This is a genomic window from Dorea sp. Marseille-P4042 (genome assembly GCF_900290215.1).
Taxonomy (GTDB): Bacteria; Bacillota; Clostridia; order Lachnospirales; family Lachnospiraceae; genus Dorea; species Dorea formicigenerans.
This window is the reverse complement of record NZ_OLMI01000002.1, coordinates 1,080,977-1,093,862: the sequence shown is the minus strand read 5'-3', so window position 1 is coordinate 1,093,862 and position 12,886 is coordinate 1,080,977. Positions and strand designations below refer to the sequence as shown.

General features: G+C 36.2%; 17 protein-coding genes. 11 read left to right on the top strand and 6 right to left on the bottom strand.

Annotated elements, in window-relative coordinates:
* Window positions 1–282 precede the first annotated feature (282 nt).
* Genes C7E02_RS19795 through C7E02_RS10900 form a run of 3 tightly spaced genes read right to left on the bottom strand, consistent with a single transcriptional unit; the run spans window position 283 to window position 2,014 of the window.
* Window positions 283–717 (bottom strand): tyrosine-type recombinase/integrase, encoded by a 435-nt coding sequence (locus C7E02_RS19795; RefSeq protein WP_242978804.1) that lies wholly within the window; start codon window positions 715–717, stop codon window positions 283–285.
* Window positions 687–1,379, bottom strand: a complete 693-nt coding sequence (locus C7E02_RS19790; RefSeq protein WP_242978802.1) for a hypothetical protein — start codon at window positions 1,377–1,379, stop codon at window positions 687–689. Before C7E02_RS19790 ends, C7E02_RS19795 begins: the two co-directional genes overlap by 31 nt.
* 23 nt (window positions 1,380–1,402) lie before the next feature.
* Window positions 1,403–2,014 (bottom strand): helix-turn-helix domain-containing protein, encoded by a 612-nt coding sequence (locus C7E02_RS10900; RefSeq protein ID WP_105309545.1) that lies wholly within the window; start codon window positions 2,012–2,014, stop codon window positions 1,403–1,405.
* 75 nt (window positions 2,015–2,089) lie between these two features.
* On the opposite strand from C7E02_RS10900, the gene C7E02_RS10895 reads away from it, so the two are divergent.
* Window positions 2,090–2,299 (top strand): helix-turn-helix transcriptional regulator, encoded by a 210-nt coding sequence (locus C7E02_RS10895; RefSeq protein ID WP_105309544.1) that lies wholly within the window; start codon window positions 2,090–2,092, stop codon window positions 2,297–2,299.
* Window positions 2,300–2,663: 364 nt separating this feature from the next.
* Here the strand turns inward: C7E02_RS10895 and C7E02_RS10885 are convergent, their stop codons facing one another.
* The 3 genes from C7E02_RS10885 to C7E02_RS10875 form a co-directional block, all read right to left on the bottom strand.
* Window positions 2,664–3,857 (bottom strand): tyrosine-type recombinase/integrase, encoded by a 1,194-nt coding sequence (locus tag C7E02_RS10885; protein ID WP_105309543.1) that lies wholly within the window; start codon window positions 3,855–3,857, stop codon window positions 2,664–2,666.
* A gap of 78 nt (window positions 3,858–3,935) precedes the next feature.
* Window positions 3,936–4,139, bottom strand: a complete 204-nt coding sequence (locus tag C7E02_RS10880) for an excisionase (RefSeq protein WP_002607397.1) — start codon at window positions 4,137–4,139, stop codon at window positions 3,936–3,938.
* Complete coding sequence (locus C7E02_RS10875) at window positions 4,139–5,200, bottom strand: replication initiation factor domain-containing protein (RefSeq protein WP_278336559.1); 1,062 nt, start codon at window positions 5,198–5,200, stop codon at window positions 4,139–4,141. Before C7E02_RS10875 ends, C7E02_RS10880 begins: the two co-directional genes overlap by 1 nt.
* A 496-nt stretch (window positions 5,201–5,696) precedes the next feature.
* On the opposite strand from C7E02_RS10875, the gene C7E02_RS10870 reads away from it, so the two are divergent.
* The 10 genes from C7E02_RS10870 to C7E02_RS10825 all read left to right on the top strand — a co-directional run bounded on the left by C7E02_RS10870 (window position 5,697) and on the right by C7E02_RS10825 (window position 12,772).
* Complete coding sequence (locus tag C7E02_RS10870) at window positions 5,697–6,368, top strand: helix-turn-helix domain-containing protein (protein ID WP_105309542.1); 672 nt, start codon at window positions 5,697–5,699, stop codon at window positions 6,366–6,368.
* A 258-nt stretch (window positions 6,369–6,626) separates the two neighbouring features.
* The gene (locus tag C7E02_RS10860; protein WP_105309541.1) at window positions 6,627–7,154 is read left to right on the top strand and encodes a flavodoxin domain-containing protein; all 528 of its coding nucleotides are present in this window, start codon (window positions 6,627–6,629) and stop codon (window positions 7,152–7,154) included.
* Between the two features lie 29 nt (window positions 7,155–7,183).
* The gene (locus C7E02_RS10855; protein WP_011068146.1) at window positions 7,184–7,579 is read left to right on the top strand and encodes an SRPBCC family protein; all 396 of its coding nucleotides are present in this window, start codon (window positions 7,184–7,186) and stop codon (window positions 7,577–7,579) included.
* 26 nt (window positions 7,580–7,605) lie between these two features.
* Window positions 7,606–7,926 (top strand): TfoX/Sxy family protein, encoded by a 321-nt coding sequence (locus C7E02_RS10850; protein ID WP_105309540.1) that lies wholly within the window; start codon window positions 7,606–7,608, stop codon window positions 7,924–7,926.
* A 220-nt stretch (window positions 7,927–8,146) separates the two neighbouring features.
* Window positions 8,147–8,620, top strand: coding sequence for a GNAT family N-acetyltransferase (locus tag C7E02_RS10845; protein ID WP_021422709.1), 474 nt, complete (start codon window positions 8,147–8,149; stop codon window positions 8,618–8,620).
* A 485-nt stretch (window positions 8,621–9,105) separates the two neighbouring features.
* On the top strand, window positions 9,106–10,422 hold the full coding sequence (locus C7E02_RS10840) for a hemolysin family protein (RefSeq protein WP_105309539.1): 1,317 nt from the start codon (window positions 9,106–9,108) through the stop codon (window positions 10,420–10,422).
* Window positions 10,423–10,522: 100 nt separating this feature from the next.
* Window positions 10,523–11,182 (top strand): hypothetical protein, encoded by a 660-nt coding sequence (locus C7E02_RS19785; protein ID WP_242978800.1) that lies wholly within the window; start codon window positions 10,523–10,525, stop codon window positions 11,180–11,182.
* A gap of 26 nt (window positions 11,183–11,208) precedes the next feature.
* A complete protein-coding gene (locus C7E02_RS19780; RefSeq protein ID WP_242978798.1) occupies window positions 11,209–11,577 on the top strand; it encodes a hypothetical protein in 369 nt (122 codons plus the stop codon).
* 127 nt (window positions 11,578–11,704) lie between these two features.
* On the top strand, window positions 11,705–11,845 hold the full coding sequence (locus tag C7E02_RS10830) for a helix-turn-helix transcriptional regulator (RefSeq protein ID WP_005341198.1): 141 nt from the start codon (window positions 11,705–11,707) through the stop codon (window positions 11,843–11,845).
* A gap of 318 nt (window positions 11,846–12,163) precedes the next feature.
* Window positions 12,164–12,772, top strand: a complete 609-nt coding sequence (locus tag C7E02_RS10825; RefSeq protein WP_005341199.1) for a recombinase family protein — start codon at window positions 12,164–12,166, stop codon at window positions 12,770–12,772.
* Window positions 12,773–12,886 lie beyond the last annotated feature (114 nt).

Here is a 12,886-nt window from a genome sequence, read left to right as displayed (position 1 = left end):
TCAAGGGAAAACAGCTCAAAAACTCGCGCAATACGGTCTCAAATCCGCTCGTCGCGCACCACAGTTCAGCAAGCGATAATTTCAGTTACGCAAGAGATAATCTTCGGAACTCGGATTTGCGTTCAAATCCTTGTTTTACAAGGGTTTGTGGAGTTGTCAGATGTGGTGAAAAGCGGTGGGATTTACTCAGTTCGCAACGCATTTGCAACACGTTTGCAACAAAAATATCTAAAAAATATAGGACACTTTTCGGTGGTAGGCACTGGAGAGTGTCCTTTTTTGTTATGCAGATTCTGCATCGGCAATTACGATGTCCTCATTTTCTAAGGTTTTGTTGATTGCGTCTACAAGAACTTGCATATCTAAGTGAGTATAAACTTTTTCTGTCAAAGTCATAGCACCGGAGTGCCCCACAATTTTCTTGATTGTTGTATCCTGAACACCAGCTTCCGATAACATGGAAGTACAGGTATGCCGGGTACAATGTGGTGTACGGTCAATTCCAATCTGTTCCACAAGAGGAGTCCAATAGCTGTCATAGTAATTGCGATAAAGAAATCTTTTGCCATCCTCTGTATGAAGAAGATATTCGCAATCAGGACAAGAATTATACCAGTTTTTATAGTAAGGCAGGAGCTTATCAGCAATCGGAACTTTTTGGATTCCGTTTTCTGTTTTACTGTCAATTACATCAAAATACTGTTCTTCCAAATGCACATTTTTTTCTTCAAATCAAGAAATTCGGAGATACGTGTGCCATTATAGAGCAGCATGAGGATGATCTGATAGTATTTGTCCTCTTTCATTGTCCAGACTTTTGCAACTTCTTCTTTCGTGAATTTTGTACGTGTATGCTTGTTTGGATTGCGGTCTTTGTACTGGGCGATCTCAACAAAAGTAGAATAATCTTTGTTGCAGATGTCATTCTTTAATGCAAATTCATATAACTGGTTAAACAGGATTTTGATTTTCTTCAATGTGGGAAAATTCTTTCCGCAGGTGTCGATAACCTGTTGCAGGTCTGCCAGTTTTAAATCCTTAAAAACTCGATTGCAAAGAATGCCACATGTTTTGTAAGATGTCTTGTATCCTTTAATATTGCTTTCGGATACCGTAGGAAATTTTTTCTTAGACCATTCCTCATACACTTCCTCAAAAGTCATTTTGGCTGCCTTCGTATCATAAGGATTCCGGTTGTAATCAGCCAGCATTTGTAACCCCTCAGTTTTTGTGGCGGCATATCCAATAATGATATATTCATTTACTTTCTTTTCTTTGACTGGATCGATGCGATAGCCTGTGGTTTTACGAACCATCCAAGGTTTTCTTCTTTTTCCAGATAGTTTTACTACACTTCCGTAGCCGTTCGGTAATTTCATATTCTAAAAATCCTCCTTAAAAATTAGGACTCTTTCTTACCGTACCGCTTGTTCATAATTTTTTGAAATCTTTGGATTCGTTCTTCATTTGAGATTTCTTCCGTTTCTTTTTCGGTCAGTTTTGCATTTGCGTAATAAGCAAGTGTTTTATCCTGCCACTTCTGATAAGATTCGAGACTTGTCTGATAGTCCTTGACTTCATTTCGTTTATCCTCAAATTCTTCCAAGAATAGACAGAGATCCTGATTTAACTCCGTAGAAACATCTTTGCCATTAAAAGTAATAGCACATTCCCATCCATCATAATGTGGTGGTCGTTTGACTTCGATATTGAAGCCAAGTTCCTTTATCTTATCTAACTGAAATAAGAAATTCACAATATCAGAAAGATTTTCTAAAGGTTTTCTCTCAGTATCATATCCTATAAGATATGTGGATTCGCAGTCTAAAACTTTTGCGATTTCATTGAGCATAGCAATGGAAACTTCGATTTCTCCACTTTCATATTTTTGGATTGTGCGAAGCGATTTCCCTAACAAATTTGCAAGCTCTGTTTGGTTGATACCTTTTTCTTTTCGAGCAGTACGGATTCTAAGTCCGATTTGATTGTTATGTAACTTCTCATTACTCATCATTATTCACCTCACGCTTATCATATCATAGAAAAATGCGAATTATAAGTGCATATTAAAAAAGAAAGGAGAAATAAAATGAAGATAAACGTATTTAAAATGCAGATTTTGATGGGAGAAAAAGGATTAACAATTAAGAAATTGGCTGAGTTAAGTGGAGTGTCAAGGCAGACGATTTCCTGCATTATATCAGGAAAGAGCTGTACACCGCAGGTGGCATATAAAATTGCTACAGCTTTAGATCAAGAACTTAGTCAGATTGTAAAGGAGGATGTGGAAAATGGATAAAAGATTATATGTAGAATTTAAAAATAATCGAATTTTATGTTTTACATAAATTTAGGAGAAATTATATATGTCTTTTTGACTATCTTTTTATATCTTCTTAAATGTCCGCAAAGCCTTATTTTATCGGCTCTACGGGCATTTTGCTTTTGTGGTAAACCTCACATATCTAGGTCTATCTTCTTATATTTTCGCTATCAATCGTGGTTAAAATCGTGGTAAATACTTCTTATGCGATTAGACGCTGAACCTCTGNTTATTTTATAGGCTCTACGGGCATTTTGCTTTTGTGGTAAACCTCACATATCTAGGTCTATCTTCTTATATTTTCGCTATCAATCGTGGTTAAAATCGTGGTAAATACTTCTTATGCGATTAGACGCTGAACCTCTGATTTTGCGGTATCTATGGACGCATGAGCGTACCAGTTCATTGTGATACTGATGTTTGAATGTCCCATGATATACTGTAAATCTTTTGGGTTCATGTTCTTGCTTGCCAGCCTTGTGCAGAATGTATGGCGTAGCGTATGCGGTGTGATATGTGGCAAGGGATTGTCCTTGTGGTGCTTGTTGTATTTCTTTACCATACGGATAAATAAGGCATTGTAATCAATCGCAACTTTGGGTTTGCCTTTATGATTGACAAACAGAAAATTGCTCCGTCCGTCTATCACAAATGGTTCTGCCTCTGGGCGTTTTTTCATAACCCGTTGAAATGCCTGTATTGTTTCTCTGCTTAATGGTACTTGCCTTATTCCGCTCTTTGTTTTAGGCGTTTCAATATAATAGCCCTGTTCCTTGCTCTTTAATAACTGATGGTTGATAATCACAACTTCATTCTTGAAATCAATATCGGCTACTGTCAGTCCGCACAGTTCCGAGATGCGAAGTCCTGTTTTTAACAGTATCAGCACATCATCATAATGCTTGTGATACACATTGTCCATCTTAATAAATGACAATAAGGCTTGTTCCTGTTCCTCTGTCAATGCGACTTTCTCTTTGGTATCATTTTCTAGGACTTCATTTAACTTGAAATCAAAAGGGTTCTTCCTTACGCAATCGTCTTGTATAGCGATATAGAATGACGCTTTTAACGAGCGTTTATGGTTGTTAATGGTGTTATAGGAAAAGCCTTTTTCTTTCATGCGTAACGCCCATTCCTTAGCGTCAGAGGGTTTTATCGTATCAATGCTCCTAGCACCTAACTTATCCTCTTTTAATAACCGCATGAGTTGTTCCCGTTGTTTCTGTGTGCTTTTCTTCACATTTGCCCTCTGTGCGTTCTGTTTGGCGTAAAGTTGGCAAAGCGTCATTTTCTTGCCTGTGCTGTCGATACCGTCCTCAATATCCCGTCTTATCTGCTGTTCCAGTTCTCGAAGTGAGGGTTTTTCCCGTTTTCCCTTTGGTGTCGGGTCTGTGGGTGTCAATCTCCAAGCATACACATATTTTGTGTTTCCAAATGCGTCCACATATTTATATAAGTATTTTCCGTCTGTTCGTTGGCTCTCTCCAGTATGCAGGATACGACCTTTGTTATCCCGTCTTTTTTCTTTCATGGTGTCTGCTCCTTTCTTTGTTGGAAAGAGCCTTGATATGACTTGTGTTCATCATAACACATACAAGGCTCATTTGCACTAGATAGCGTCCAATTTATCAATGACCTGTTCAAACTGTCGGCGTTTAATCTGTATGCGGTTGCCATTCATAATGAGCCAGCCAGCGTCCTTGTTTTCCTCTGCCAAGCGTCTTAACTTATTTTCTCCAATGCGGAAATATTTTGACGCTTCTTCAATGGTAAGGGTATATTTTTCCCATACGGGAATATCGTTGTTATTCATCAGATACCCCCTTTCCCTTGTTTCGTGTCATACTGGATATAGGGGATAAGGTCGGTACGGTCTATCCTCTGTAAGTGGGCGGTTAATTTACTGGAAAGGGAACTGCTGTATCTTGCCCTGTCAAGCATAGTTCCCACTTTTTCCAGTCCACCTAATGCATCATGTTCTTCTAAGAAATAAAAACTTTTGACAGCAGAAATCACGCCACCCTCTGTGAGCCATTGCTGTGTTTCCTCAAGGGAATTATGTAGTTTCGGTACTTGCAGTTTCAAGACTTCCACAGCCCCTAAAAATCGTTCCCAAAACCGACACGTTTTCCATCTGCTCTTATTACTTTCATTTCTGTTTGGCACGACAAAGCGTAGGTTGTTTGCTAATAGCCCGAAAGCCAGTTCCCCAAGTTCCAGCGGTCTGTCTTTGAATGTCATGGCAAAAACATGAGCCTTATCATCACGCAGTTGCATTTCTGTCCGTTTCCAACTGCCGACTTCATCAAGTGTCTTATTATGTTTTGAACAGACTTCCTTATCCTTATCATAAAAGCGGTAGGATAATCCCGATTTACCAGCACCGATATAAACAGTCTTTGCGGTGTCGAAATCATCAAACTTGCTTTCGTCAAAGTGGTAGCCCTCACTATTAGAAATAAATTCCTCTTTTTCGCATTTCTTCTTTATCTGCTCTATGGTAAAGAATGGCTTTTCGTTCTTATCATCAATGGCAATATCAAGTCTTGTGAAATGAAAGTTATCCAGTCCGTATCTTCGCTCACAGCGTCGAAACATATCCCCAAAGGTATAATTCCTACTGTCGAGAATACGGAAAATATCATCACAACCTCTGCCAGTCATAACAAGATAACAGCCTAGCCCCTGTGGGTTATCCTCTGTCTTTCTTGCGTCCCCCGATACATAAATATCTCCAATCTGCCAGCGTGCTTGATAAGTCTTGAATTTTATCATTGCTGGATAAACATTGAAAATGTCAGTCGGTAAATCTAAAATGTGCATGATTACATCTTCAGCGGTTGCCGTTTCAAATACAATGCTGATGTAATCAATCTTAACGGATAAATTTTTGTGTGTAGTTATAGTGCATTGCTCCTTTCGTATGCCCCGTTTTTTTGCGGGGTAAAAATCGTGTTTTTTCCTTTATTTATCACAGTTTCTAGGTACTATGACATGTATACGCAGGGCGGTGTTACATATACGCCCTTTACGAACGCCGAAAGGCGTTCCCTTTCTTCCTGTGTCTGCTCCGTTCTTAACGCTCACGAGCCTTGTAAGGCTCGTGGCTAAACGGAACAGCCCCAGTCAGAAACCTTATTTTCGGTCTGATAGTCCATGTTTATTCATGCTATCAAAGTGAAAATATATCTTTTCTATGCTTACTCAAGCGTGTGATTGACCCTAGCGTGCTTAATCACTCTATCTGATACGATAATAACGCCATTAGAATTACTTGTCAAGAAGTTTTTGTTGACTTTTAGATACATATTAAGTATGATATGCTTATAAACACCAAAAAAAGCAACGAAAGGAGCGGTTATACTAAGTTATGGAGGGTTATATAAAGAAAATCAGTTTCTTAGGAGAGAACATACAGACCATAAGAAAACATAGAGGAATGAAACAGCAGGAACTTGCGGATAAAATCGGTATCAATATGCAGAGCCTTTCCAAGATTGAACGAGGTGTGAATTATCCTACCTTTGATACGCTGGAAAAGATAATGGACGTGCTGGGTGTAACGCCCAATGAATTATTGTCGGGAGAATGGAAGTATATCGACCACACCGAGCCATATATCATGGATATTATCAAACGGGAACAGGACTTCAATGTTTCTTTAGATTATCTGTCTGAAAATGAATTTTTCAATGATGAAAAAGAATGCAGATTTTACATGGAAACCAAACTCATACAGTATATCCATAACTACATTACCAATGAGGTTACGGAGTTAGAAGAACTTATGGAAATCAAGCAGTTGATACAACGTCAAAAAATAGAACGCATGATGAAAGTACATAAGGAAATGCGAGGGTTAGACCGATACAGAGAACAGCCCAAAGAGTATAAATACCATGACCCTTATGATGACTGGATATTCCGTCAACTTGCGGACATAGACAGCAGAAATAACATTCCCGACACTTCGCCACAGTTAGATTTTGATGAAACGGACTATGAAGATTATCTGAAAGAGAAATGGAACAGAGGTCTTTAATTTTCCTCTTGCATGGAAGATACAGCAAACAAAAAGCCCAGTAAAGAGTGCAAAGCACCACCAATGGTGGCAAGGCTCTTGACAGGGCTTTTTCTTTTCTGTGATTGGTAATCAAGAGGAAGAAAGGAAAAGTGTGCATTTTCAATGCAGAAAATATTTAAAGGGTATGCTGATTTTTATTGTGGTGGATATATGGAACTGTTATAATATGAGTATGAAGAAAGCGACAAATTGGAAGTTGTAGAGGTATAAAGAATTATGAAAAGTTTAATTATATATGGTAGTCAATATGGAACAGCAAAAGCATACGCTACAAAACTTTCAGAGATAACAGAAATTCCTTGCATAAGTTATGAAAACATAAAGGATATAAAGGATTACGAGCAGATAATTTATTTTGGGGGGTTGTATGCAGGTGGTGTAAAAGGATTAAAAAACACATTTAGACTATTGAAAAATAGCAATATCAAAACGATTCTGGTTACTGTAGGGCTTGCAGATGTAAATAATAAAGAAAATACTAATAACATTAAAGCCTCCCTTGAAAAACAACTTGAAAAAGATATTTATAAAAACTCTTTAATCTTTCACTTAAGAGGTGGTATAGACTACAGTAAATTGAATTTCAAGCACAAGACTATGATGAAAATGTTATATCATTCTCTTAAAAACAAGCCAATTGAAAGCCTTACGCAAGAAGATAAGGAACTGATAGAAACCTATAACACAAAAGTAGATTTTGTTGATTATGATTCGCTAAAACAAATTGTAGAGGTGATTCAATAAATCTCAGTTTGAAAAGGGGAAATGAAAAAGTGGCAATTTCAAATATAAATACAATTATTAGTAATGATTTTCAAAAAGTTTGGAACATTGTTTTAGCTGTTGATAAATATAACTCATGGCGAAGTGATTTGAGCAAAACAGAAATAATAAATGACAAACAATTTATTGAATACACAAAAAATGGATATGCTACTACATTTACCGTCACCGTTGTAGAACCATACAAACGCTGGGAATTTGATATGGAGAATAGCAACATGAAAGGTCATTGGATTGGTGTTTTTATAGACAAAGGGAATGAAACACAAATAGACTTTACAGAAAATGTGATACCTAAAAAGTGGTTTATGAAACCTTTTGTAAAAACCTATTTAAAAAAACAACAAAAGCAATTTGTTCTGGACTTAAAGAAAGCATTGGAATAATAAAATTCAAGATTGGAGGGTTGGAAATGGCTTCAAGTAAAGATTATTTACAATTTGTTTTAGAACAATTATCAGAATTACAAGAAATAACATATCGTGCAATGATGGGAGAATTTATTATCTATTATCGTGGAAAAATCATTGGCGGTATATATGATGATAGGTTACTGGTAAAACCAACAAAGTCTGCAATTTCTTATATGCCAACAGTTACTTATGAAATTCCATACGAAAATGCCAAAGAAATGTTATTGGTGGAAGAAATTGATAATAAAGATTTTCTGACGGGGTTATTTAATGTGATGTATGATGAACTACCAACGCAAAAACCTAAAAAGAAAAAATAAACAGTTTTTAACTTGACAATTTCATATCCATACACACAAAGCAGTTAGTCTTAGGATTGACTGCTTTTTTCTTACCAAAATTATAGATTGGAGTGATGAAATGATATACTCTTAGAACTTTTTAACAAGATTATTGAAGCATAAAATTTTGTTGTAGCGCTTATATGTGAATGGTATAATCGGGGTATGAAAAAAGATAAAATAGATTAGGAGTCAAGTTATGGATTATATCATAAGGGAAATTAAAAAAGCAGAATATGATTTACTCAATGACTTTTTGTATGAAGCAATTTATATTCCAGACGGTGTTGAGCCACCACCTAAATCAATAATTAACTGTCCAGAATTACAAGAATATGTTTTTGAATTTGGAAAGCGAAAAGATGATAGGGCTTTAGTTGCGGAAGTTCAAGGAAATGTCATAGGTGCTATTTGGGTACGAATAATGAACGATTACGGACACATTGACAATGATACACCGTCCCTTGCTATGTCTGTTTTTCAAAAGTATAGAGGACAAGGGATTGGGACTTCATTATTGCAACAATTATTGTTAGTGGAAAAATCTTTTGGTTATTCAAAAATTTCCTTATCTGTTCAGAAAAATAATTATGCAGTAAAAATGTATAAGAAAGCAGGTTTTCTTGTTGTTGATGAAAACAGCGAAGAATATATTATGACTATAAATCTATAACAGACAATCTAGTTTACAATTTCATATCCCTACATACAAAGCAGTTAGTCTTATGATTGACTGCTTTTTAAAAAGACACCATTTAGGTGTAATGATGTCTTTTGGGTGTTATTTTATAGTCATATCAAGGCTCATTCAATCGTGGTAAATTAGTGGTAAAATGAATGGTTTTCTATACTCCAAAATGCTTGAAAGTATAGTGGTTATGCGAATAATCCAAAATTAGATATAAAAATTAATATAACTTTTACTATTTTCAGATTGACTATGTTAGGGCTTTTTGTTATACTCTGCAACAATATTAATTAAGGAGGAATATTTAACATGGACGAAAGTGATAATGATTCTGAAGCGAACCAATTCAATAGAATTTTTATTTATATATCGCAAGGCATGGACTATGTATTCGGAACATAGACCATGTCTTTTGTTGCTTTTAAGTAAGTGTGATATTTAGATAATTTTATTGTGGAAAGGTTTTATTTATGAGTACATCAATTTTTATTCTTTTAGTAGTGCAGATTATTTTAATTATATTAAACGCGATTTTTGCGAGTGCAGAGATTGCTGTTTTATCAATGAATGAAACAAAGCTAGAACGAATGGCAGAACAAGGTAATGGTCGGGCAAAGAGATTAGTACGATTAACACAAGAGCCGGCACGATTTCTTGCGACAATTCAGGTTGCAATCACGTTGTCGGGATTTTTAGGAAGTGCTTTTGCAGCAGATAATTTCTCAGAACCTTTAGTTGATTGGGTTATTGGAATGGGAGTGAATATTCCACGTTCTACTTTAGATACCATAGCTGTTATATTGATTACATTGATTTTATCATATTTCACGTTGGTTTTTGGCGAATTAGTTCCAAAGAGAATCGCAATGAAAAAATCTGAAGAACTGGCAATGGGGATTTCAGGATTGGTTACGGGAATCTCTATCTTATTTAAGCCAATCGTTTCATTTCTTTCACTATCAACAAATATTGTCTTGAAAATTTGTGGTATTGATCCAAATGAAGCGGAAGATCAAGTGGGTGAAGAAGAAATACGTATGCTTGTTGATTCGGGAAGTGAAAAAGGAACAATAGATCATCAAGAAAAAGAATTTATTCAAAATGTTTTTGAATTTAATGATATTATGGCTGGTACGATTGCTACACGTCGAACAGATGTGACAATATTATGGCTGTCTGATGATGTGAAGGAGTGGGATGAAACAATCCACAATACACGACATACCCTTTATCCCGTCTGTGGAGATTCGATAGATCATGTTATTGGTATTTTAAATGCAAAAGACTATTTTAGATTAAAAGAAAAAAGTAAGGATATGGTTATAGATTCTGTAATTTCTGCACCATACTTTGTTATGGAAACTACAAAAGCAGATGTGCTTTTTAAAAATATGAAACAATCGAAGCAATCTATGGCGATTGTATTAGATGAGTATGGTGGAGTGGTTGGAATAGTGACTCTTTTTGATTTATTAGAAGAAATTGTTGGCGATTTAAACGATATTGAACCAATATCGTCGGAAGAAGAAACTGTTATTATAAGAATAAGTGATAACAAGTGGGAAGTGAAAGGCAATATACGATTAAGTGATATTGAAGACGCTATAGGTGTTACATTTACAGCAGAAGATTGTGACACATTTACTGGATTTGTATTTCAAAAATTTGGTATGGTACCAAAGGATGGGGATACAAAAATAGAATTGGAAATAGAAAATATGCATATAATCATTGACAAAATAAAAGAGCATCAAGTTGAACATGCAATTATAGAAATTTTAGAATAAAAATCTTGAAATCGCATTTGCAAATTATTTTAGAAACAAGTGGATATATCAGAAGAGTACATATACATTTTACGATCCTTATACTTTACAACATCGACATATGGCAGCAGATATCTCTCCAATAGAAACGCTTGGTTATCGTCCAACCCATAAAACCGTAAAAGAAAGAAAAGCAGGAAAGGGGAAAGTAATAGCAAGACTTTCTATGGAGCAGTTTACAAAGGATAAGAAAAGAACTGCGGTGGTACTGTTGTCTTTGGCAGCCAGTCTGTCTGTGTACCTTTGTATTGTGACCATGCTGGACAGTCAGGCAGCAAGAATCATAGTGTCAAATTATATGGATACGGATATGGTCATTCAAAATGATACGGCATGCAAAGAAAAATCAGAAGACAGAAGAGACGTTCTGGATGAATCTCTCGTGAAGTCGATCAAAGAAAATGCTGGAGTCTCTGAAGTACATTCTATGATATTTGCCGAGATTACAGTTCCATGGGAACCGGATTTTGCTGAGATGTGGATGAAAGAATTTTATGCAAAGTGGATGAGCATTCCATATGGTAAGGAAAAGGACGAGTATCAGAATCATCCTGAGAATTTTGGATCCTCTCTGATTGGAATTGATGAACAGGAATTTGATTATTTAAATAACAGTCTTGAGCATCCGATCAATAAAGGGGACTTCCTTTCGGGAAAAGCATGTATTGTTTATCGAAATGGTTTGGATCTCGCAGATGCTGATATCATAGGGAAAATGTGACATGTGCTTTGTATGAAGATCAACAAATGACAAAAACCTTTACCATAGAAGGAGTTACGGACGAGAATTATTATACGGCACTCCTTGGATACCCACCGACGATTATAGCCAGTGATCAGGTGGTGAAAACATTTGCCAATCATCCAATTACACTTAAGACCAGCATAAAATATCACAAAGAATATGATAGAGATACAGAACAAGAAATCCTGGCGTTATTAGAAGAAAATGACAATGCAAAAGACTTTTCCTGGGAATCCAAAATTGAAGATGCAGATGAGATTGAAAAAGCACAGGACAATATGCCGCAACTGGGAATCGGGATCGTGTTGATTACTTGGATTGTTTTGGAAAAGAATGGAACTGTTGTTGAGAGAATTAAGGGAGCTGAGTGATATTGAAGCAACGCACCATAATGGTGACACCATAATTTAAGGTGGTACTTGATGTTGTTTTGGATTTAGGTGATACTATAATCACATCTGCAGATGATAAAATCAAAATGAAAGGAGCAGATTGGATATGGTCGAATTTGGCGAACAACTAAGAAGAGCAAGAGAAGGTAAGGGAATGACTCAACAATCTCTTGCAGAGCAATTATACGTAACAAGGCAGTCTGTTTCCAGATGGGAATGTGGAGTTTCCCAAACAAAAGGATATTAAGAAATAACCTGTGTTTGCCTGCTTGCAAACAAAAGAATATTGCTACTAAGCTAAGAGATACTGCATAGGTGTGTTGGTATCTCTTTTTTTATGCTGCGAAACAGCACACTATTTCATCTCTGCTTGTTCGTTATCAACGTCTTAGCTCATAGCTTGTCAAGAACCTGTTGCAACGCAATGCGTCAGTACTCTTTACAAGCTGTGTGATAAGGCGTATCTTCTTGATGGCAGAAATTACCAAGCATTTTACTTTTACAGTAAGGTGCTTTTTTGTTTATGATATTTATCTATATCCATAGGAAGGAGGATTGATAAAAAATGGCACAGGTTTATGGATATGTACGGGTTTCCAGCATAGACCAAAATGAGGAACGACAGATTGTCGAACTATCAAAAAGAAATGTACTTTCAAAAAATATCTACATAGACAAGCAGTCTGGAAAAAGTTTTGAACGTCCGCAATATAAAAAGCTTGTAAGAAAGCTAAAACAAGGCGATTTGCTTTATATTTTAAGCATTGACCGACTAGGCAGGAACTATCTTGAAATACAGGAGCAATGGAGAATACTGACGAAAGAAAAAGGGATTGATATATGCGTTATAGATATGCCCTTGTTAGATACAAGGAATGGAAAAGATTTAATGGGAACATTCATTGCCGACCTCGTATTACAGATACTATCGTTCGTGGCACAGAATGAGCGTGAAAATATCAGAAAAAGACAGGCACAGGGTATTGCGGTGGCAAAGGCAAAAGGAATAAAATTCGGCAGACCAGAAATCGCGCTTCCAGAGAACTTTGGGGAACTTGTCCATGAATGGGAAAAGAAAAGGCTTCCTCTATCGGAAGTCTTGGAAGTATGCAAAATGAGTGAAGCCACATTTTACAGGAAATTAAGGGAATATCGCTTATTAAAACAAAAATAATTTGTGCTGAACTCTTAAAAGGTACACTTTTTAACAGTCTATTGTATCACTTCCATTATAAGCGATAATGCCTATTTTTTCAATACTCGTGGTATTTTTAGCCGTTTTTCTAAC